At 39.5% G+C, this 21,203-nt stretch carries 25 protein-coding genes and 1 pseudogene; 8 read left to right on the forward strand and 18 right to left on the reverse strand.

The genetic code is table 11. The features are described 5' to 3' along the window. Positions 1-94 precede the first annotated feature (94 nt). The 5 genes from P364_RS36015 to P364_RS0103030 all read right to left on the reverse strand — a co-directional run bounded on the left by P364_RS36015 (position 95) and on the right by P364_RS0103030 (position 2,772). On the reverse strand, positions 95-595 hold the full coding sequence (locus P364_RS36015) for a hypothetical protein (RefSeq protein ID WP_024628680.1): 501 nt from the start codon (positions 593-595) through the stop codon (positions 95-97). 170 nt (positions 596-765) lie between these two features. Continuing rightward, complete coding sequence (locus tag P364_RS0103015) at positions 766-1,083, reverse strand: hypothetical protein (protein ID WP_024628681.1); 318 nt, start codon at positions 1,081-1,083, stop codon at positions 766-768. Positions 1,084-1,127: 44 nt separating this feature from the next. Further along, positions 1,128-1,562: a hypothetical protein gene (locus P364_RS0103020; protein WP_024628682.1), complete on the reverse strand. Its 435-nt coding sequence runs from the start codon at positions 1,560-1,562 to the stop codon at positions 1,128-1,130. Between the two features lie 169 nt (positions 1,563-1,731). Next, a complete protein-coding gene (locus tag P364_RS37255; protein ID WP_024628683.1) occupies positions 1,732-2,181 on the reverse strand; it encodes a DUF4367 domain-containing protein in 450 nt (149 codons plus the stop codon). Positions 2,182-2,511: 330 nt separating this feature from the next. Beyond that, positions 2,512-2,772 (reverse strand): hypothetical protein, encoded by a 261-nt coding sequence (locus P364_RS0103030; RefSeq protein ID WP_024628684.1) that lies wholly within the window; start codon positions 2,770-2,772, stop codon positions 2,512-2,514. A 471-nt stretch (positions 2,773-3,243) separates the two neighbouring features. Here P364_RS0103030 and P364_RS0103040 point away from each other — a divergent pair, with 471 nt between their 5' ends. After that, positions 3,244-3,612 (forward strand): hypothetical protein, encoded by a 369-nt coding sequence (locus P364_RS0103040; protein WP_024634547.1) that lies wholly within the window; start codon positions 3,244-3,246, stop codon positions 3,610-3,612. Positions 3,613-3,843: 231 nt separating this feature from the next. On the opposite strand, the gene P364_RS0103045 is transcribed toward P364_RS0103040, so the two are convergent. Next, positions 3,844-4,293 (reverse strand): MerR family transcriptional regulator, encoded by a 450-nt coding sequence (locus P364_RS0103045; protein WP_024628687.1) that lies wholly within the window; start codon positions 4,291-4,293, stop codon positions 3,844-3,846. 170 nt (positions 4,294-4,463) lie between these two features. Here P364_RS0103045 and P364_RS0103050 point away from each other — a divergent pair, with 170 nt between their 5' ends. Continuing rightward, positions 4,464-5,315, forward strand: a complete 852-nt coding sequence (locus P364_RS0103050) for an aldo/keto reductase (RefSeq protein WP_024628688.1) — start codon at positions 4,464-4,466, stop codon at positions 5,313-5,315. Positions 5,316-6,031: 716 nt separating this feature from the next. Here P364_RS0103050 and P364_RS0103060 read toward each other — a convergent pair. The 4 genes from P364_RS0103060 to P364_RS0103075 form a co-directional block, all read right to left on the reverse strand. Beyond that, positions 6,032-6,520 (reverse strand): NUDIX hydrolase, encoded by a 489-nt coding sequence (locus P364_RS0103060; RefSeq protein ID WP_024628690.1) that lies wholly within the window; start codon positions 6,518-6,520, stop codon positions 6,032-6,034. A gap of 242 nt (positions 6,521-6,762) precedes the next feature. Then, entirely contained in the window at positions 6,763-7,653 is an 891-nt protein-coding gene (locus P364_RS0103065; protein WP_024628691.1) for an AraC family transcriptional regulator, read from the reverse strand. Between the two features lie 245 nt (positions 7,654-7,898). Continuing rightward, positions 7,899-8,126 (reverse strand): hypothetical protein, encoded by a 228-nt coding sequence (locus P364_RS0103070; protein ID WP_024628692.1) that lies wholly within the window; start codon positions 8,124-8,126, stop codon positions 7,899-7,901. A 161-nt stretch (positions 8,127-8,287) separates the two neighbouring features. Then, positions 8,288-9,151, reverse strand: coding sequence for an aldo/keto reductase (locus tag P364_RS0103075; protein ID WP_024628693.1), 864 nt, complete (start codon positions 9,149-9,151; stop codon positions 8,288-8,290). Positions 9,152-9,419: 268 nt separating this feature from the next. On the opposite strand from P364_RS0103075, the gene P364_RS0103080 reads away from it, so the two are divergent. Beyond that, on the forward strand, positions 9,420-11,180 hold the full coding sequence (locus tag P364_RS0103080; RefSeq protein ID WP_024628694.1) for a methyl-accepting chemotaxis protein: 1,761 nt from the start codon (positions 9,420-9,422) through the stop codon (positions 11,178-11,180). Between the two features lie 209 nt (positions 11,181-11,389). Here the strand turns inward: P364_RS0103080 and P364_RS0103085 are convergent, their stop codons facing one another. The 3 genes from P364_RS0103085 to P364_RS0103100 form a co-directional block, all read right to left on the reverse strand. After that, positions 11,390-12,589, reverse strand: a complete 1,200-nt coding sequence (locus P364_RS0103085; RefSeq protein WP_094939587.1) for an MFS transporter — start codon at positions 12,587-12,589, stop codon at positions 11,390-11,392. 260 nt (positions 12,590-12,849) lie between these two features. Beyond that, entirely contained in the window at positions 12,850-13,887 is a 1,038-nt protein-coding gene (locus P364_RS0103095) for an ROK family protein (protein ID WP_024628696.1), read from the reverse strand. Between the two features lie 199 nt (positions 13,888-14,086). Beyond that, on the reverse strand, positions 14,087-14,356 hold the full coding sequence (locus P364_RS0103100; protein ID WP_024628697.1) for a hypothetical protein: 270 nt from the start codon (positions 14,354-14,356) through the stop codon (positions 14,087-14,089). Between the two features lie 108 nt (positions 14,357-14,464). Between P364_RS0103100 and P364_RS0103105 the strand changes: the two genes are divergently transcribed. Then, positions 14,465-14,680 carry a helix-turn-helix domain-containing protein gene (locus P364_RS0103105; RefSeq protein ID WP_024628698.1) on the forward strand — a complete coding sequence of 72 codons (216 nt, stop codon included), beginning with the start codon at positions 14,465-14,467 and terminating at the stop codon, positions 14,678-14,680. Between the two features lie 187 nt (positions 14,681-14,867). Beyond that, positions 14,868-15,047: a DUF554 family protein gene (locus P364_RS38650; protein WP_201770144.1), complete on the forward strand. Its 180-nt coding sequence runs from the start codon at positions 14,868-14,870 to the stop codon at positions 15,045-15,047. Positions 15,048-15,191: 144 nt separating this feature from the next. Here P364_RS38650 and P364_RS0103115 read toward each other — a convergent pair whose 3' ends face one another. Then, positions 15,192-15,737 carry an MFS transporter gene (locus tag P364_RS0103115; protein WP_236642125.1) on the reverse strand — a complete coding sequence of 182 codons (546 nt, stop codon included), beginning with the start codon at positions 15,735-15,737 and terminating at the stop codon, positions 15,192-15,194. Positions 15,738-15,781: 44 nt separating this feature from the next. Further along, positions 15,782-15,943, reverse strand: a pseudogene (locus tag P364_RS36730) (DUF255 domain-containing protein); the annotation flags it as partial. Between P364_RS36730 and P364_RS36735 the strand changes: the two are divergent. Then, positions 15,942-16,157, forward strand: coding sequence for a helix-turn-helix domain-containing protein (locus tag P364_RS36735; RefSeq protein ID WP_081717893.1), 216 nt, complete (start codon positions 15,942-15,944; stop codon positions 16,155-16,157). The pseudogene P364_RS36730 and the gene P364_RS36735 sit on opposite strands and share 2 nt — an antisense overlap. 349 nt (positions 16,158-16,506) lie before the next feature. Here the strand turns inward: P364_RS36735 and P364_RS35040 are convergent, their stop codons facing one another. The 3 genes from P364_RS35040 to P364_RS0103130 all read right to left on the reverse strand — a co-directional run bounded on the left by P364_RS35040 (position 16,507) and on the right by P364_RS0103130 (position 19,037). Beyond that, on the reverse strand, positions 16,507-17,088 hold the full coding sequence (locus tag P364_RS35040) for an HNH endonuclease (RefSeq protein ID WP_052016469.1): 582 nt from the start codon (positions 17,086-17,088) through the stop codon (positions 16,507-16,509). Between the two features lie 221 nt (positions 17,089-17,309). Then, complete coding sequence (locus P364_RS0103125; protein ID WP_152532661.1) at positions 17,310-18,113, reverse strand: hypothetical protein; 804 nt, start codon at positions 18,111-18,113, stop codon at positions 17,310-17,312. A 159-nt stretch (positions 18,114-18,272) separates the two neighbouring features. Beyond that, positions 18,273-19,037 carry a hypothetical protein gene (locus tag P364_RS0103130; protein WP_024628701.1) on the reverse strand — a complete coding sequence of 255 codons (765 nt, stop codon included), beginning with the start codon at positions 19,035-19,037 and terminating at the stop codon, positions 18,273-18,275. Between the two features lie 323 nt (positions 19,038-19,360). On the opposite strand from P364_RS0103130, the gene P364_RS0103135 reads away from it, so the two are divergent. Then, positions 19,361-19,816, forward strand: coding sequence for a helix-turn-helix transcriptional regulator (locus P364_RS0103135; protein WP_024628702.1), 456 nt, complete (start codon positions 19,361-19,363; stop codon positions 19,814-19,816). Positions 19,817-20,091: 275 nt separating this feature from the next. Beyond that, a complete protein-coding gene (locus tag P364_RS0103140) occupies positions 20,092-21,135 on the forward strand; it encodes an alpha/beta fold hydrolase (RefSeq protein ID WP_024628703.1) in 1,044 nt (347 codons plus the stop codon). Positions 21,136-21,203 lie beyond the last annotated feature (68 nt).

Here is a 21,203-nt window from a genome sequence, read left to right on the forward strand (position 1 = left end):
TTATTTTTGCGTATCTTTCCGCTAACACTGAACTTCACGAAAATTATCCATTTTAAAGTATTCGCGAAGTTATTGAACAATCCTGCCCGTTAGTTCAATACGATAGAGGAGCAGTATCGTCCGGGTCTGAACCAGCTGATCCCCATACTTCCCCATCAACGCTATAACCGCCACCACTCCATTGAAGCAAGTAGCCCCCAGTACTCATGCCTTGTGTGAAACCTTCATTAATATTTATCCAATCCCGAGATTCCCCGGCAGCAATTGTTAAAGCGAAATACACTTTACTAGTATCTAAGTGCGTTAAACTAACATTGACTTCATGTCTACTATTGTTCTTCATTAGAAGTTTTATATGTACAAATTCCGAATTTACGGAAAAGGGCTGCTGTACCGTTGCCCCTCCAGAAGCAATATAATGCGAGGGTTTATTCTCTTCTTCGCTTAAAAGGGTTGTACTTGTGGACTTGCTTGATACACTAGACTTAGGAGTAGACCTATTCTCTTCAGTTGGACTTGTTGAATCACAGGCAGTTACGGTCGCTGTTGTTAAAGATAATGATAAAACAGCTAAAAAAAGCCCCTTTTTTTTCACAACTATATCCCTCGTATTCTTTATTAGTTATTCTAGAACCTATAAGACGTTCTTCAATATTAATAACGCTATCAAATCAATCAAAGTTACATCTGTAATTCACAAAGTGGCGCTGAGTTAACCTGCTAGTATATTTTTTGTTCACTTTAGCTTTTGCTGAATCTTTCATTTCATAAGGATAAGTGATCATCCTCTACTTCTCCAGATAAATTAAATATCATTTGATACATTGCAGTATATGCTTCTTTATAGTGTACTCTAAGTGTAATTACTACATGATTATAGCCATCATCTGGCCAATTAGTAATTCGAAGTGATACACTATCCACGAACAACTCTATTTTATTTGGATTATATTCGGGGAATTCTTTATTAAATTCATCATTACATTCTTTCTTATAATTGTTAAAATAGTTCCAAAATCCTAAGTAACTCCGATCTTCTAAATTATACTCTTCAACAAAATCTTTTATTTCTTGAACATTCATATTAATAGCCCCCGCTCTTATTCGACATAAGAATTCTAATAAGATTATTTAACAAGAATTTCAATTGGATTCATTGTTAATGAGATATCCCCTGCAATATTTACAAGGAGATTTTGTTTCCCTTTTTTCGTTACTATAAATTCATCTTCAACCTCAACTATTTGACCTGACTTAAACTCAGTTAAATATGCCATATCCGTATAATTACGCTCCTCATTACTACCCGAAAAGAAAAAACGAATGATTGGTTTTCCATGGGAAACTTCAACGGGTTGAATACCCGTATATTTAAGAGTCCCTTTTACTTTTAGTGCTTCACCAGTAACTATACTAGTTGGCGTTGTTACTTCGAGAACAAAATCAGATGCTACTACACTTTGAGTCACAATTTCTTCATTTTTTTCTGTTGATGAACACCCAGCAAATATCATGGGTACCACGAATACCAACATTAAGATCCAACTACTCATTTTTGTCACATCATATCACCTCTCTCATACTACAACGGATTTATATAGAATTTGTTGCTTAATTTCAAGAATACAAGTCATTCCGCTTTCGTAGTCTACTTAAAGTCAAATAAAATAGGCTCCCATGTAAGCTGGCAGCCTTAATTACTTTCGTTTTCCGTTAGTTTGAATTACTAAATCATCTCATTGATTTTGCTAACGCGATCATTTCTTCTTTAGTTAATTCTCCGCTGTCCATTTCAATGAAAGTATCATTTTGTACCCATCGTAGGTATCCTCCTGGTATATGGTTAGCCCATGGTTCAAATCGCCCTTCGATTCCATTTATGTTCATTTTCTCTCCATGTTCATTAAACTTAAAATCCTCGACTATAGTTCGTGTTGTACTTGTTCGGTTACGGACATCGACGTTAGTGACAACTCGGTTTACTTTATATCCAACCGCCTTGTGTTCTTCAATTCCAAACAAATAGGTCTGTCCTGATTTATCAAAGAAATGAAGTCTAACTTTTGAAACTGATTGATTAAGAACAAACGGATATGGTTCCTTAAACTCTAATTTGTAGCTTTGAACCGAGTAAGACGGTGCAAGTAATTCGAAATCTGCAACAGTTTTCAGCTTGTCCAATTCAACATTTGAAAAAGCTGGCGTAGTTTAGCTGATGCGATGAGTAGGTCATTACTGAATCCGAGAGAAAGCATAAAGACAAAAATCAATGAAACCATCCGTTTAGACAAGGGCATTCCCTCCGAAGCTTTTGGTAATTTTATGCCATTGTTTAATTCAACTATTCTTCCCTTTACCTTAATAAAGTAAATCAGTGAAAGTAATTCCTTCTTAACTAACTAATCCATAAACAAAAAAATCCCAGAGTCGGTTACTCTGAGATCTCCGCCACCACGCTTATATTTAATGGAGTGCAATTGATTTTCATTTGATAATCTTAAATGTTATTCTCTAACTCTCACCAGCGTCATCATCTACTCTGAGGTATACTGATCCAAACATAGGAATCATTAATTGTTTAGTCTTATCGTTGATTTGATTTAATTGGCGGGCTATTTCAGATTCGTTAAAAACCGTCTGTTTCTCTGCCCATGCAAAAGTACCATGTTCTGTAGATATCTGACCTATAAATCTGAATTTATCTGGATCTAAGTATGGACTTATATCCGGATCTTTTACTGGTTTGCTAGAACCAGTTGATTTTAGTTCCAAGTCATTTTTATCCTCTGTAGGTTTTAATATCGGAGTTAATGGATGAGTTGGTAGGCTGCGTTATTCCTGAGATCAGCATTATTAAAGAAACATTTAAAAGTATTTTTCGTAACATACTTATTCACCTCCAGGTTAGACTACTAAGACAAATTATTTCCATCTAGCTCTGAGATATTCAGGATTTTAGAAACCCCATCATTGGTAAATTGTACAGATAGATCTATTCCCTTTTTTTGTGGTAGTATCGCTAATATTGTGTACATAACAAAAAAATATTAAGGGGTATACGTAATTGCAGAACATACCACACGTTGATTTAATGATGAAGAAAAAATATTCTAAAATCATGATAGTTGTTGTCGTTCTCTTGATTATTGCTTCAACTTTTATTTTAATTGAAAGCTTAAACACTAAGAAAGAAGTTGAGGTTAATTCGAATTATTATACTGGTTTGTTGCGAGAGTACAGAAATTGGATGATACACTTTCTCAAACCAGTAAGATAGAGTCTAATCGAGAAATTGAGCAAATGTTTGATGTGTATACTTCCATTATTTTAGTGAATGACCAATTAACTCTCTTAAAAGAAAATACTAAAACTTTTCCTGAACTAAATATTCTCATCAATGACTTTTTAATATTTAGGGGTGAATATGGTTATCTTGTAAAAGATCAATTAAAAGGTAATCGCGCTGATTCTCAAGTACGCATGAAAGTGGTCACACAGGTCAAATTATTCCTGAATAACTTGCCAAAAGAATACGAAAATTCGAAGGGATTTTCAGATCAGTTTAGTGCGGCAGCTGAGCATATTAAACCACTACTACATCTTAATTTCTAATTTATTTGAGCCGCGGTTGCGGCTCTTTTTTTGATTTCAAGAATGAATAACCACCTGCCCTTTAATTTAATAAAAAGAGCAGGATACCGAAGTACCTGCTCTTTAATGAGTATATTATTCCACTATCGTTTCCCTTTAGTTTAGACTGACATGAATCTTGTTCATTGCAAGCCAATGAAGAGTTTTAAACCGAGGATTCTTTCCAAACCGGTTGATGTGCTTGAATATCGCTCACATCTTACGAACAGAGGGCGAGTAAAATACGTCCGCATGCATATGTTGAATTTTGTCCCAGTTACCAGGATTGGTTGTGTCTGGAGTGCGTTGGTCCAAAATGGCCTGATATAGCACGGTCTTTTGTTCCAAATGTGCAATATGCCGTTTGGCTTCTTCGAGCTGAACGAGGGCCGCTTCTTTATGCTCCATCATGAGTGCGAAGCGTTGCGGGATGGTCGAATCCCCTTCGAGACATAGATCTATATACTTTTTGATAAATTCAATTGGCATCCCGGATTGCTTGAGACATTTGACGCCATGCAACCAGTTGATCGATTCATCGTCGAACATCCGAATGTTGTTTTGATTGCGCTGTACGCTTGGCACCAGGCCTTTATCCGTGTAAAAACGCACGGCGTGCTCGGTGAGTCCCGTTATCTTGGCGGCTTCTTTAACCGTATGCATGTGAAACCCTCCTTGAAAAAAATTTATAAGACGCTTGCCTTCGTGTAGCACGAAGGTTCTAAGCTTATTGTAATGCAAATTCAGCCGTATGTGGAATTAGCGTTGCAGTGCCCAATTCCCGGGATACGCGCCGTTTGCTGTTTTACAATTAAACCCTAGGAGGAATTACAATGCAAACCGTAACATTAAACAATGGTGTGAAAATGCCGATCATCGGCTTTGGTGTCTACCAAGTTCCAGATGCTGAAGAATGCGAGAACTCCGTATATGAAGCGCTGATGGCTGGTTACCGTCTGATCGACACCGCCTCCGGTTATCTGAATGAGGAAGCGGTCGGACGTGCGATCAAGCGCAGCGGCATACCGCGTGAGGAGCTGTTCATTACGACCAAGCTCTGGGTTCAGGATGCCGACTACGAGCGCGCCAAGCTGGCTTTTTCCAAATCCTTAAAAAAGCTACAGCTCGACTATCTCGATCTATATCTTATTCACCAGCCGTTCGGCGATTACTACGGTGCTTGGCGTGCGATGGAAGACCTGTACCGCGAAGGTAAAATCAAGGCGATCGGTGTCAGCAACTTCCTACCCGACCGTCTTATGGACCTTATCGTGCATAATCAAATCGTGCCTGCCGTTAACCAGGTCGAAACGCACCCGTTTTATCAACAGATTGAGAATGGTGCTTTTATGAAGGAGCAGGGAGTGCAGCACCAGTCGTGGGCACCATTCGCAGAAGGAAGGGGCAACCTGTTCGGCAACGAAGTGCTGACATCGATCGCGTCAAAACACAATAAGTCTGTCGCCCAGGTCGTGTTGCGTTGGCTTGTTCAGCATGAAGTCGTTGTAATTCCAAAATCGGTAAAAAAAGAGCGGATCGTCGAAAACTTCAACATTTTTGATTTTGAGTTGAGCGCGGACGATATCGAACAAATTTCCACCCTTGATACGCGGGAAAGTCTTTTCTTATCGTACCGCGATCCCGAAGTCGCCAAGATGATGGGCAACTGGAAAATCGATTTGTAAACCTTGATCGACCGAAACTCATCACGTTTTAAACTCTTTTATTAAGAAAGGACAACTTTCTGCCCCTTAGTTTAACAAAAAGCAGCCGATTACATAAATCGGCTGCTTTCGCATTTTTATTTAACTACCCTTTCCCGTAAGCGTAATGATGTATTAATTCATCAATGGGAATTGAACCATCATTATAACGATAAGAGTAGAAATAAAGCTTAGTATTGCAAGGAGAATATGAAGACAACTGAATGAGATTTTTTCTAGAAAAATTCTTTCTTTTCTTTGAATGAAGTATGAGTAAATGAACACAGTGATCACAATGGGCAAATATTGATGAAGATTCGGTCCATCGTTACTCGGCAATATATTTCGAAGATATTCATTGATAGTTTCATTAATGATCATAAATGCATATATAACTCCGATTATCGCTGATATAAAAAACTGAAATGCTATCTGAATTATTCTATTCTTCAAAAAGAATGGACCACGTTTTCGGTATACATTGAGCATTATCTATTGTTGCCTCCTCCATTCTTTTTGAATGGTTCTCCTATATTTTACCACACAGCTCGTTCTAGTGATCTAGCGCAGTGATATCACCAATCCGAACTAACCTGCCGGTTAGCTTAAAAAAGGCAACTGATCGCTCTGACCAGCTGCCTTCTCTTCTTTATTCAACTCTCGTCACCCGTTAGTTCAATACACGATTCCTCGTACAACTAAACACTCCTTTGAAGCTTGACATTAAATTCTGTCGTTGACGCAGTGACATACTCTATATAATTCACAGAGCCGTTAAAGTTCAAATAAGCTTCATAACGCATGCGGATTCCAGGTAAAGTAATCAAATCCAGAACATTTCCCTTTGGAACCCACCTGCATTCGCTCGTTTCATTAGAAGTAGCTAACTCTCCACCCACAGCTTTACACACGAAATCAAACATAACCTTCGTAGGGACATCAGTCACACCGTCATACCACTTATGAATTGCTGTATTCGAAACAACACTAATTAAATGGCTAACCGTGGCGTCTATTCCACTTTCCTCTTTGATTTCACGAATCACACCATCAATCAGGTTTTCTCCCACTTCAGTTATCCCACCAGGATACACCCAACCATCGTCATGGGCTTTTACTAAAAGGATATTTCCAGTTCCATCTTCTACAAGTCCGCCTGCAGATACAATATGTGTCGGAAACGCCATTTTACAACCTCCAAAAAAGATAAAGTTGTATATTTATTCCACATGCTTTGCGTCCTTTCCTGCCTTTGTGAGTTACTTTGAGGTACTCGCGACATGATTGAACTAACCTGCCCGTTAACATAATGAAGCTGCCGGTCCAACACAGGCAGCTTCATTTTCGTCGTTTAATCAATTATAGTTTCCCGTTAGCTGAAAAAAATTTTGTTTTAATTATAATAAAAAAAGAAGACGTTCTTATACAATCACACCTTATTTATTTTCCTTACTGCAAACCATAGCTCAACAAAATTAAGCCCGTCTTTACCTCCTGTAATCTCAAATTCCATTCCATCGACCTGTTCGTATCCAGCAGTAGGAAGCCATTCGGAGAAGAAGCGTTTATATAATGTCTCAATTGTTTCATCAAATTTATTCCATGTGAACAGATCAGATGGGAAAATCGCCCATGTTTGAGCTGGTATTGTTATACTTGTGTACCCATCAGTTTTACTTGAATCCCCTTTAAATGCGGACAGCATATACGAAAAACTATTCTCATCTGTTTTTTTGTAACTACAAACAGCATGCACTTTATGATAGTCCTGATTTAAAAAGGCTGGTAAATCGCCTGCATTTTCCGCAAGTCTTTCAACCTCGCCGTTAGCATGGCTTTGCTTCCATAATTCTGCTGGAGTATCTACTCCGCTTAGTTGAAACACTTTTTCAATTCCGAATACTTGAAAGGATTCTTTTGTCTCGATACGGTAGTTCATAGCCTTTTCCCCTTTAATTGAAATAAGGAAGGAAAGCCGAGGATAGGCTTTGAGAGCTGTCCCTTCTTCTCGAGCCATTGCTGGGTTAACACCATGCAACGATTGAAAAGCCCTTGCGAATGAAACTGGAGATTCATAACCATACTTTATAGCAATGTCAACAACTCTTATATCACTATTCTGCAATTCAATTGCAGCGAGTGTAAGCCGTCTTCTCCTTATATATTCCGCAAGAGACACATCAGTAATGAATGAGAACATTCTTTGGAACTGATGTGAAGAACAACAAGCACATTGAGCAACTTCCCTCAATTCGATCTTTTCGGTTAGATTCAATTCGATGTAATCCAACGCCCGATTCATCCTCATAAGCCAATCCATCCTATCCCTCCTCTTAACAGAAGTATAGTTATGCTACGTTTTCATTTCGCAACTATTTGTGCACAATTAAGTTTCCTTGGAGAATTCACGTCGATTCCAATAATTAATTATAATATAACGCAAAGATGTACTTATTGAAGGTAATTCTGAACGTTAAGATAATCTTTTATGCTAACCTGCCCGTTAGCTTAATGAATCACATATGTAGCCTTAATGCTTGCAACCTACCACTTATTCCATTAATCTCACATTGCTTCATTATCATTCGGAATTAATTCATACAAGGCACGAACATCACAACCAATGGAATCGGCGATCGATATGGCAATTTTGAGCGGCATTACTCTTTTGTTTTCAATAAAGTCGTAAACTCGTTCCGGTTTAAAAAGTAATTCTTTTGCCAGCCATTCCACTGACTTTCCGGATTCCATCAATCGTTCATTCAGTAAGCAACGCCCTAGTTCAAATTTCAAGAAGTGATGTCCTCCTTCATAAGATCACATTTAACCTTAAGCGTAGTCCATTAACAGCATGAATATACTTCATAATGATAAAGCGAGCCATAACGATGATGAATTTCCCCGTCCATCTTCTAAATTTGTAGAGCGAGTTTCGCCGCGCTAGCGGTTCTCATTTAATTCTTTTTTAATAATGGGAAGTGATTCTCAATCTGGTCAATATCATCTTTTTCTAATTCCCATCCTAAGGCATTTAGATTATCAACGATGTGTTCCTTGTTCGCAGCTTTCGGGATCGTAACTAACCCTTGCTGTCTTAAAACCCAGTTTAATGCAACTTGATATGCTGTTTTACCGTACTTGTCCCCTATTGTGTTCAATATATTTCTTTCTATTGAGCCCACTTCAGGGAAACCTTTCATACCAAATGTATGTATATGAGGAGCAAATCCAAATGGCGAATATCCCATAATTGTGATCCCATTCTCTTCTGCAAAGGGTAAAATCTGATTCTCTATGCTTCTATCGTTTAAATGATACGGTACTTGATTACATATCAAAGGCACAGTTCCTAAATGGTACTGAGCTTCATTCATTAATTGAATGCTAAAGTTACTCACCCCAACATATTTGACTAATCCCTTATTGACTAATTCAGCCATAGCCCCCATCGTCTCTGAAACATCATGTTGTTGACTAGGCCAATGCTGTAAATACAAATCAATATGGCTTGTTTTTAAGCGTTCTAAACTTGCCTCTGCCGCTCTAAGGACACCTTTGTAAGAACAATTTTTTGCAGAGACTTTAGTCACAAGAAAAACATCATCTCTAATACCATGGATGGCTTGACCAACAATTTTCTCTGCTCCTCCATTCCCATATTCTTCGGCAGTGTCAATCAGAGTAAGTCCATTCCTAATACCAAAACGCAACGCCTCTATTTCCTCTTTTTCTTTCTGCTTATCTTCACCATATTTCCAAGTCCCTTGACCTATAACAGGAATGCTTACTTCCGTGTTACCTAGCTTACGATATAGCATCTACGAAACCTCCTAACAATAATGATAACTTATTCATATCCTAACATTTTTTGCTATTACTTATTGCTATACAAAAAACAAAAACTAACACGAACTCCAAGTAGTAATGCTTTTAGTAGGTCAAGTGGATTTAGATAAGAGGAAGGCATAGCTTGAGGACTTCATTTTACAGTATATTTTTTCGATATATTATGTACAGACTTTTACTTTAAATTTTAACTATTGAAGTTATGGAAGCTGTAAATTGTTGTGTTGAGGGGGAAATACAGTGAAAACAAAGATTGTATCAATACTAAAAATGAGATCTTTGAGAACAAAGTTAGTCACTCTATGCTTGGCTATACTAATTGTGCCCACGATCGTGATAGGGTTCACTTCGTATACGGTTTCGAAAAATGAAATGAATGAATCAGGCAAGGCAGCACTTGAAAATAGTGTGAGTATGGTTATTGGCATGATTAACCTCCTCAATGAGCAAGTAGAGAGCGGAGATTTAACATTGGAGCAAGCACAGGAAAAACTCCGCGTCGAACTGCTCGGTGAAAAAAATGCAGATAATAAGCGGCCTGTAAAAAGTGAATATACTGTAGGGGAAACAGGATATCCATGGGCAGTTGATAAGGGTGCTCATTCCGTGATGAATCCTTCAAATGAAGGTCAGGATTTGACAGATGTCGTAACGGAAGATGGCGTGTATTTGGGAAAAGAGCTTGTTAACGTTGGATCAGCCGGAGGGGGATTTGTCACCTACAAGTGGGCTCTACCCGATACAGGTGAAGTAGAAACGAAAGTTTCATATGTTGAAATGGATCCACATTGGGGCTGGATCATCGGTTCAGGTGCATATTTAAGTGAGTTCAACAGCGGTGCAACGCAAGTTCTTTATCTTGTAATAATGGTTACGGCAGTTGCAGTAGTTCTCGGATCAGTTATCGTCAGCATCGTCTCAGGGCGTCTAACGAAGCCTATCCTTAAGATCGCAAAGCGACTGAAGTCAGTTGCGGACGGTGATCTGACCGTTGAAGAAGTCAAAATGAAGTCCAAAGATGAAATAGGTGAGTTGTCTAAAGACTTCAATGAAATGATTAAAAACATGAGATATCTTATTAAACAAGTTGATCTCTCGACAAAGCAAGTTGCTTCATCCTCCAAAGAATTGAACCTTGGAGCAGAGCACACCAGTCAAGCAACTGAGAACATCACCATTTCGATCCAAGAATCCGCAGTCGTTGCACAAGAGCAACAAATGATGCTTCAAAGAACAACCAACTCACTCGAGGAAATATCAATTGGAATCCAGCGAATAGCGGAAAGTTCATCAACTATTGCTGATTCTTCTGTCGATGCGATGGAATTGGCGAATATAGGTAGTACTGCCATAGAGCACACAGCGAAGCAAATGAACCTGATTAACCACTCCGTTAATGAAACCGATGTAGTAATGAGGATGCTTGATGAACGCAGCCAGCAGATCGGTACGATGCTACATGCCATTACGGATATCGCAAACCAGACTAACCTTCTGGCTTTAAATGCTTCGATTGAGGCTGCCCGTGCAGGAGAAGAAGGCCGCGGTTTCTCCGTAGTTGCTTCTGAAGTAAGAAAACTTGCTGAACAATCGAATCAGTCATCCGGGCAGATTTCCACGTTGATTCATGATATGCGTACAGATATAGAGCAATCTCTTAAAACGTTGGAACGAGTTAAACAGGACGTCGACTCAGGTATACAGATTGCTAGTGAGACAGAACAACAGTTCAACAAAATTGTGGGGTCCACAAACTTTATCGCGCAACAAACGGAAGAACTCGCCAGTGTTACACAGCAGATAACTGCAAGTGTCCAGGAAATAACAGCAGGTCAAGAGCAAGTCTCCAATCTTGCGCTTCAAGCTGCAGACAACTCACAAAATATAGCTGCATCTTCAGAAGAACAACTGGCTTCAATGGAGCAAATTACGAGCCTAGCCACAACCTTGTCGGATATGTCACAGCAGTTAGAGCGTTTGACAATCCAATTTAAGTATTAATCTCTAAAGATTTACGACTGCACTTGCAGTTATAAACTAACCTGAGTTAATTGAACAAAGGCAGCCGATCACGTTGGTCGGCTGCCTCCTTGTTTTTATTGAGTTATTGTTTCCTGTTAGCTTAAAGAAACGTCATCAATCAACACTTTATTTCCTTTCTGCATAAAGCATCAATTTCTGTTTAGAACTATAAAATGATATCTACATATCTAAATCAGTTCTTGCTTCCGCTTCAAATACCCGTACAAAACTACTCCTGATGCCGCACAGATCACAGCACATAAGCCGATAAATCCATACCCCGCCTGAAGTCCGCGCAATAGCCCCAGCTGAGTGGTTGGACCATACGCATTCTTCACGCCCTCAATCACCCAGCCAATCACATAGTTACCGATGACACTACCAATCCCCATCAGAGTAACCGTGAACGTAATGGCGGTGTCACTGCCGTTCGGATATCTGCGTGCGATAAATGCCATAACTGTTGGATAGATCATCGCAATACCTGCCCCCGATACGGCAAAGAAGAATGCCAGCCCCTCTCCGCCCGCGATCGCCACGAACGTGCATACCGCTGAAAAAGCAGAGAACAGAATCAACGACAATACGAATCCGATCCGGTCAGTAAGCGGCCCTAGTAACAGTCTGCCCAACGAAAAACTCAGGAAGAACGCAGACAGCAGCCCAGATGCTTTGACCGTATCCCACGTGTAGGCTTTCTCCAGAAAGTTAACAAGCCAACCCCCAACCGCCAGTTCGGATACCACGCCAAAAGAAAGAATGAGCACCATCAGCCAGATGGCTGGATCACGTGTTAACGTCTTCAGTGAAGTCCGATCTTCATGAGGAAGATCATCCCCTGGAAACTTGCTGCGCAGCGCTGCAATGATCGGCAGCAGACAGAGCGACAGCATCACCAGATACATACCGCGCCAGTCCAGTTCGTGTCCGAACACGTGCAAAGACATCACACCTGTCGCCAGCAAAGGTGCTACCGTGGAACTCAGCCCATAGAAGAAATGGGACAGGTTCATCATGGTACCTGTGTTTTTCACAAAGATCCGCGCTCCCAGAATTGCCAAGGCAATCTCCAGCATGCCGTTTCCGATATACATGAAGAAGTATGATGAAGCAAAAAGTGGATATGTATGAGACACATAAATGAACACACCTGAGAGAATCATCGATGCAAATGAAATGATGCTAACCGCCTTAATGCCCCATTTGCGAACCAGGATAGCGGTGAATGAGCAGGCGATCAGATACCCCAGTGCATTCAGGGACAACAACGTCCCGAGCTGTTTCTCGTCCAGATTGAAGTCAAATTGGATACGAGGAATGGCCGGCCCCTTAATATTTTCCGATATGCCGAATACGATAAATCCCAGGAAGATCGTGGCCAGTTGCATGGCATACAGTTTGTTGAACTTTCGTTTGTTCCCTTGCGTACCTGCTTGCTGATTCAAATTAAGTTCCTCCATTGTGTTCAGAAAAATGATTACACTTCATAACTACGATTGCAGTACCATCTTCCGACCGCTGTTATCCCTGTATTTTTTTGATTCCCTTCCTGAAGGGGAAAATACAGTGATAAAGGCGTTCTTCAGATTGGTTCCGCACTCTCCGTTATCGTGTAAAATATTTTGCTTAACTTCATAAAAGTAATTGTTTACCATTGCTTCTCAATCACCTGAATGCGGTAGGTCAGGCTCTCCAGCGTCACCGCGACTAGCCCAGTCACATACTCGCGTCGAGTATCTCTTTGGATGATCAACTCCGGCATATGCTCCAATGGAATCATTCGATCCAGACAACCTTGCGTCAGGCCATCCCGCATCGCCGGGTCCATCGTATCGCCTGTGACTACAATCGTAGCCGGGTTAATGATCGCGATGATGGATACTAGCGTCTGTACCACAAGTTCCTGCAACCCTTCAGCCGTTTTCAACATTCGCAACTGCTCTTTCCGTGACACTCCAAAAGGTAAAAAAGACACTTCGCCCCCAAATTGCGTGTTCCCTGTGAGCGGACGACCATCAATGATAAAGCCTGCACCCGGAAAATGGTTTTCTGGGAAGGTAACCACTGCAAAGTTCTTCTCTTCCTCAAATTGCTGCTGGTTGTACAGTCCATACACCGTCAGATTCATGTCGTTGCCAATGACTACTTCTATGTCTTCATACTGCTCCTTGAGCCTAAGACCAAGTGGTTGACCGGCCAGATCCGGTACGTCGCAAATCCCAATCACGCCGTTGTGTGCAACACCAGGTATGCCGATACCAATCGCCTGCACATTGTGGTGTTGTCCGATCAGGTTCGCAATTAATTCCTCTACCACCGAGACGTTAATCTCATCCAAAAAGAGTGTCTGTTCGTCCGCCATCTCTCCGTTCAGATTGGCATATGTATGTGTGATCGAGTGAATGCCGCCCTCTGTTCGAATAATCAGGCACAGTACGCTTGCGTAGTCCGCATTAAACTGATACCGACTTGCCGGTCTTCCACCACTCGATTCGTCTGGACCCAGATCGATAATCTCACCCGTTTGGAGTAATTCGTTCAGGATCGTGCCGCATGTCGCCACGCTGAGTTTGGTCAAGTTCGCAATCGAAGCCTTCGTGCCTACGCCCATGGATCGGAGTGTATTCTTCACAAGTTCAACGTTAATGCGCTTCACCTGCTGGGTGTTGTGTGATGTAGGTAACATCGTTAGTTGTATGCCTCCTTCCGTTCATCTCGAACCATTCGATGAATGTTTTTAAAAGTATTTTAACAATTGAAGTTTAGGGGGATTTGGGAGGAAAGTCAATGCTTAATTGGGAGCAAAAATCGTTTGGATGGAATGGCAAAAAGACAGTTCAAGATCATCTTATATGATCCTGCGCTGTCTTTTAGTTAAGGTGGTTTTATGTAGACTGGCTCATTTGATTTGCCAAGATGCTCTTCTCCAGCCTGACTTTAAATAACTTGCGGTTCAAATCCTGTTCCATCGCATGAAGGTGATATGCAGCCTGTTTCACGGTATCCATGTCTAACAGACCTGCCTGCTTTGCGATGATGTCCATGGCGTCTAAGATGAGTTTGTTACATGTAACCAGTTGGTCGACGTAATCGTCTTCTTGTTCGATGAGTTGTGCGTACTGCGAAGGTAGGTCTTCGCTGTTGGTACTTGTCATGTCACCACTCCTAAAATTGGTACGCATAAGAGTACCAGATATACAAAAAGTATATGGTACGCTCATGCGTAACGTCAAGACCATATGGAAATTTTAGGAGTGATACTCATGGCTAAGAAAGTCGTCGTCAATATCCATAAACTCACTGAGAAACATAATATCTCACTGCGCGAACTGGCAAGGTTGTCTGACATTCGCCACGCTGCGTTAAGTGAGTTACAGTCTGGGAAACGTGAGAATATCAACTTTGCTCATATTGAACGGATTGCTGAAGCGCTAGGCATTGATGATATAAGGGAGATTATTGAGATAAGGGAAAAATAGCATCCACTTAAGTAAAGTGAACAACATTAAACTCTACCCCTGATTCATTTGATCTATCTTATCAATTGATGGTGAACAAGAATTATTACTTTCTCTTCCCATACTGATTTTGTAATTATAAGGATAATGATCTTCATTTAAAACTAGAATCTAGCCCTATAATATTTTAACTTATCACTTATGCTGATTGAAATACATATTTTCGGCTGATTTCTTATCCGTCTTCATGACGACGAACATCATAAAAGAAATTACTCTGATTGGTTGCATCCTGGCGCTTTGTACGGGGTTAAACATATTGAAAATCACAAATATCAAGGTATTGAATCTGCTGCCTGCCTTATTTATCCCGATCTTTTTGCTGTAGCTTCAGCATACTGAATTCTTTCCGTAAACTAAAGTAACAAATAGGCTGCCCCATCCTTTTGAGGACTTGCGGTACAGCTTGCTTAATAACTTGCGTATGACAGAAAACTTCTATCGATTTTAAAGCAGCGACACCAGGAACAACCTAGGTTGATGCAGATTCCGACCCACTTTTTTTGGTAAAGGAAAGAAATAATACTGCGGAGACCACAATCCATATCCCAAAAAAGATATAAATTGAACCGAATACTTGAGTGCTTGCCCCTTTTGCATCCAATGTGGTTCCAAGAATCGTTGTTCCGATCGCACCAGCGATGAAGCTGCACATCATATAGACACCCATACCAACACCCGCCTCATGCCTCGGTAAGGTTCTGGATACGGTATTCGCCAGAGCAATCTGGGCAAACGTCAGCCCTGTATTGGCTGCGATAAGAACAAACAAAACTACACCATACGAACCACCTGTAAAAATATACAGTAGCGTATACGCAATGAATTGCAACCCAAAAGCCCACGAAAACAGATAACGATTCCCTTTTTTATCCGTAATGCGCCCGCCCAAGAGTCCAAATAATGCGGCAAACAAGGCTCCAGGCGACATTACTAACCCGATCTGTAACGCAGACAACTGATTGAGACTGGTTAACATCTGGGGGATCAGATAAGGCACACACAAATTCAAAGTCAACACCATGGACCCAACGACAGTTACGTGTGGGTCAATAACTAGACATACCCAATAGAAAAGAAGACTGGCTTATTGTCTCGCTTGGCGACTTCAAAAGCCTCTTCGGACCAAGGGAACCAGTCCACCGGATTATGTGCGTGTTGCAGTAAATACGGCGACTTTTCCTTGGCCGATCTATTTGGTACTTTGTGAGTTTTTGGACAGATATTAAAAAGTATTCGCAAGAAGCAGAAACTGAGCCAAGAAGAATTGGCATTCCGTATTAATCTTGATAGAACATACATATCCATGCTGGAAAGAGGAATCCACCAGCCTACTTTAAATTCATTACTTGCTATTGCTGCGGCGCTGGGTACGAAGGCTACTGAGTTAGTAGGAATAGTTGAAGAAGAATTAAATAAACAAAACGAAGAGACCTAATATTAGGTCTCTTCGTTTTGTTTAACAGTATTTTCATATAACGGTTGGGTTTTCATAATATACTACCACCTAAGGCTTGAAGGGATTCACTATTAGGGTTAGCTTGTAGGATCGATCGGCTGTACTACATCCCTGCCCATAACCTCTGACGGATCGAGGACCTTCAGCACGATGTGTGAATATAATGTTATATTGAAGTACGATGACTACCTTGAAATTACACTCCAAACTTATTTGATCTTGTCAAAGAATTGCATTCGTTTTTCAAAGTTACTTACAGACGGATAATCTTCATTATTATCAGGAAATCTAATATTCATATAATCAATCTTTAAATCGTCATTTATATTTATAAAATCGAACCATCAGGATTTATTGAGAACAGTTGAGCATCGTATGCTACTTCATGTGAAACGCATAACGCTATTCCATTTTGCACTTCATCCAGTCCACCATCAGAAACTGGCCAAATATGAGCTGCACGTAGTATTCTAGGATGGTTTATATCGCAAATTGCACATTGATTACTATATGCCCTTAAAACATTCTCTCTAAACGACCCTTGTTTTCTAACAGGTTTTTTAATTAGAACTTCTTCCCAAGCTCTATTATTAGGATAAGGTCTTCTTTTATTTATCGAGTCTTCATCCTCTAATGTAACACTTCCATCATCATTAAACTGTGCAATTGGTAATGTCTCGTATCTTAAAAATGACATGTCCAAAAAACCAATTGTACCCTCTTTATCAAATATGATCGTAACTCTTATTTCATCTTTGGTATGATAAAAGATATCAATTATTGGAAATAACACCCCTTCTTCTAGTCGGTCAATAAACGATTCATTAAATGCTCTGTTCCTTTTTTCTCGAATTGCTGCGGTATTAGCTTCTTTCAAAATCTCTTTTGTAAAGTACTTGTTTGACTTCATGTGATAACACTCTCTCTTTTGGAATTGTTATTCATTGTATATCATATAACATATAACAATATTATATCTACGAACCCAAGAGCCTTAAGGCACGCAGAGCCGGGTCGAAGACTTAGCCTCGCAGAGTTGTTCGCTGAATCTATTTCTCCGCTAATTGCATCTTGCGACATAAGGGCGTATTCCTCGGCGAATATACGTTGTTATCTGCTTTTTACTTCTTCTTAGAATTCACTGGCAATGTATATTGGATATCCTAACAAATCATTTACTCTATATTTTTTCTTGTTTTTCGTAAAGCATTGCTCATCGGTTATATAACGTTTTTGGTACAAGGAAGTAATCTTTCGTTTTTCTAATGCTATGGCCCCTAGTTTCGACAATTTAGTAACTGGGTGAGTAAAGTTCCTTCTTCCTAATGGTTCAACTGAATTTGTAATAGTATCTAGCAAGCTTCTACCTTCAATTTTGTTTACAATAGCTTGTAGTGCAGAGCAACCCGACCACACAGTATGATACCGGCCGTCATCCAACCATAATTCAGTTAAATACAAAAATGTTCCATTATAAGTCCAAGGTTCATCACTTAAATCAGAATCTTCCGGATCTGAAATCCATAAAATTAGATGTTGTAGTTGTGGAATATTTGTCAAAAGTTCTTTATTAAATATTACTTTTCTTGCTGTAAACGATTCTAAAACAAAGGGAACTTCTTCATCATTACCATAAGTGACTTTGGGTCTTTGAAAATCAAGTAATTTGTTCTTTTCTAAGTAAGCAGTTAAAATATCAATTTTTTCATAAGAGTTAAAAGATTTATTTGAAGATTCTTCGGTAAGATCGACCTTCGGACCAGCTAAAGATAGCCCAATTGAAGTTTTTCGCTTTCTTTCTTTCGGTAACTTAATTGGAATCTGGTCAAAATACATATTTAATCTTTTTTCATCAATGTATTGATAATTTATTAGCATTATTTTCAAATCTCCTTTTGGTTTCGATGACGATTGAGATAACGTTACTGTATCCACGACGTCTCCACGACTTAAGTGACCAACAGAAACGGCGGCGATGTGGTTATTTGGTGGCAGATGTGTCCGCTAAATCCACTTCCCTGTCGATCACTTTTCACGGACCGAGAGCTGTCAGGCTCGAAGCGTGAATATAATATTATACGACGTACTAACCTTCTATGAGTTGCGAAAATGAAATTTAGACCTGATTTTCCCCAGAATTTTTTTCATTGAATTACTTCTTTTGTTTTCCTTCTTAACTGAAACATATAACATCTTTGTGAATGAGAATAAAATAATTGACATAAGAACAGTAAATATTGAAAATGGTACATTTAACCATTGAGATAACTCTTCACTGGGAAATTTTTGAATATATTCGTTCCACACTGAGGCATAAAGATATAAACCTGCAAGTGAAAATAGGAATGTTGATAAGTTATGCATTAAAATAAACAGTTCGATTATTAACTTGAAGAAAATATTCTTCTTGTTCAAACTTCTAAATTGTAAATGATCTTCGTAAATAATATCATGTGCTTCCCAGAATTCATTTTCTATACTGACATAGAATCCATTTAAGCTATCAAATAATGCTTTTTCACTAACTCTTCCTGGATTATTCAAATTTTCAAAGTAACTTAATTCTAACTTAAAGTATGCCTCCAAGTTAAAGCTTGAACCAATAAACCGTATCTTAGATTCATTTTGTTGATAATAATCAAAGAAATCAACTAAAAGATTGTTTTTCTTACTTTGCTCTTTTTCATCAACAATTTTCTTCAATCTAATAAACATAGGGAAATAAACTTCATGATAACTCTGTGATAATTCCTTTAGATAAGTCTCTTTCTTTTTCGCCCGATAATTAAATTGATATCCTACAAACGCCGTTATTATTGCCAAAATCACAACAGGTAATTGTATCCCAAAGTAACTCATTTTCTGCATTCCTTTACTTGTTAGTATGTCTTATAACGTAATGTTCACGAAGTTCGTGAAATTACCGGTTTCACCTTAACATTCAAATATAATTCGACCAAACATCCAATTAACTACAGTCTTATCATACAATAAAATGGTAGAATATTACTAATGTTAATTCCATGATTTTACACAAAAAACTCCCACCAAAATATCAACAGAAACTTCTTTGAAAAATTGATTTACGCGAACATCATGATATTGATGAGCTCACTCAACCATTTCGTACTCTGGGGAACGGCTTCAAAGTAACGGAGAACAAGAAAGAATTCGGGAAGATCATGTACTCTTTACACCTTGAACTTCAATGTAAGGAATCCGGCTATCGTTACCGACTGTATCTTCATCTGATGGACTTGTTAACTCGCATACGGCATGCCGAGCCAAGTGATCTTCAGTCTGCACAAGGAGATCTGACCGACCACATTCAACTTGCAGTGAACTATATATCCAGTCATTATAATGAATCCGCCATTCTTACTCATTTGTGTGAACGATTTGCCATAAGCCCTCGCCATTTCCAAAGAACATTCAAGCAGGTTACCGGGCTCACCCTGACACAGATGATACAAAATAAACGTATACAACGAAGTTATGAACTGTTATCCGAAACCGATTGGAGTGTACAAACCATTGCCAGAGTGGTTGGAATACAGGATATGAAGTACTTTTATCGGATATTTAAAGAAAAATGTGGAATGACCCCTAAAGAGTTCAGGCAGCCTCAAGGGTCGTGATTCACATGCGATGTGCGATAGTGTGCATATATTTTCTATTAAAATAAGAAGGCCACAAAAACCGTTACAGAAATGATGTACGGGTTTTGTGGTTATTTTTATTTTATCAAGCGATGAAGAAACGACTTTATATAAAGCTGTACATGCCCAACCTGAGACTGAGAACAAATTCAATCTGGCGTACGATTTGAATCAATGACTAGTCAAGTAAGATAGAGTTATGAGTTCATGAACAATAATCACTTCAAGACATTGAACCAGAGGGGACATATCCTATGAACAAAATCAAAAAAACAGGTTTGTGGCTCGGCATTACGACTCTAACGCTATCACTCGTAGTTCTTTATTTTCCAACATGGACACCAAAAATAAAAGGTTCAAACCCTATTCATGTATTGGAACAAGTTAAAATCAATGGTACGAGACATGAAATCATGATCAGAGGAGAGGATCTGGAAAACCCAGTTATCCTTTATTTACACGGTGGACCGGGTTCATCTGAACTTCCGTACGCCAAAAAGTACCAGGATTTATTAGAATCTCAGTTTACGATTGTGAACTATGATCAGAGAGCAAGCGGAAAATCCTATCATTTTTTCGAGGACTATTCCAATCTCTCAGCTGACTTGTTGGTAGAGGATGCATTGGCCGTCACGGATTATATTACTCAACGCCTGGGGAAGAAAGTGATATTAATTGGCCATTCATACGGAACATACATAGGAACACTTGCTGCACAGCGAGCACCCGAAAAATATGAAGCTTACATTGGGATCGGGCAGATGGCAGATACACAACAGAGCGAGATGGACGGATGGAATTACGTTATGGAGCAAGCCCAGTTGGCTGATAATCATGAAGACGTAGACCAGTTGGAGCAGGTCTATGAACCGATCAAACAAGGACAGGCGTTTACACCGCGAGATATTGTTGAACGGTACGGAGGCGCTTCAAGGTTGATGGACAGCCCTGACACCAGCTTCCTGGGAATGACGTTCAGCAATGAATACAATATGCTTGATACCATTCGCTATAATAAAGGAATCATGTATTCGCAAGAAATATTAATAAGTGAGGCTATGAGCCGTCCTTTGCCATCCTTGATTACAAAGCTTGATCTACCCTTTTATTTTGTCATGGGAGATTACGACTTTATGACTTCATCCCATGCCGCCAAGGTGTTTTTTGACCAGATTGAAGGAAATCAAAAGGAATTCATTGCCTATAAGAACTCGGCTCACTACCCACATTATGAAGAGAAGCAAAGATTCTTTGATTGGATGGTAGATACCTTTATCAAGCAGATGCAAAATTACTAAAATGCGAATCGAGGCTGACTTCAACGAAGTTAATATAGGTGATAAAATTGAAAGTTGGACGAGACAAG

Source organism: Paenibacillus sp. MAEPY2 (genome assembly GCF_000499205.1).
Lineage (GTDB): Bacteria > Bacillota > Bacilli > Paenibacillales > Paenibacillaceae > Paenibacillus > Paenibacillus vandeheii.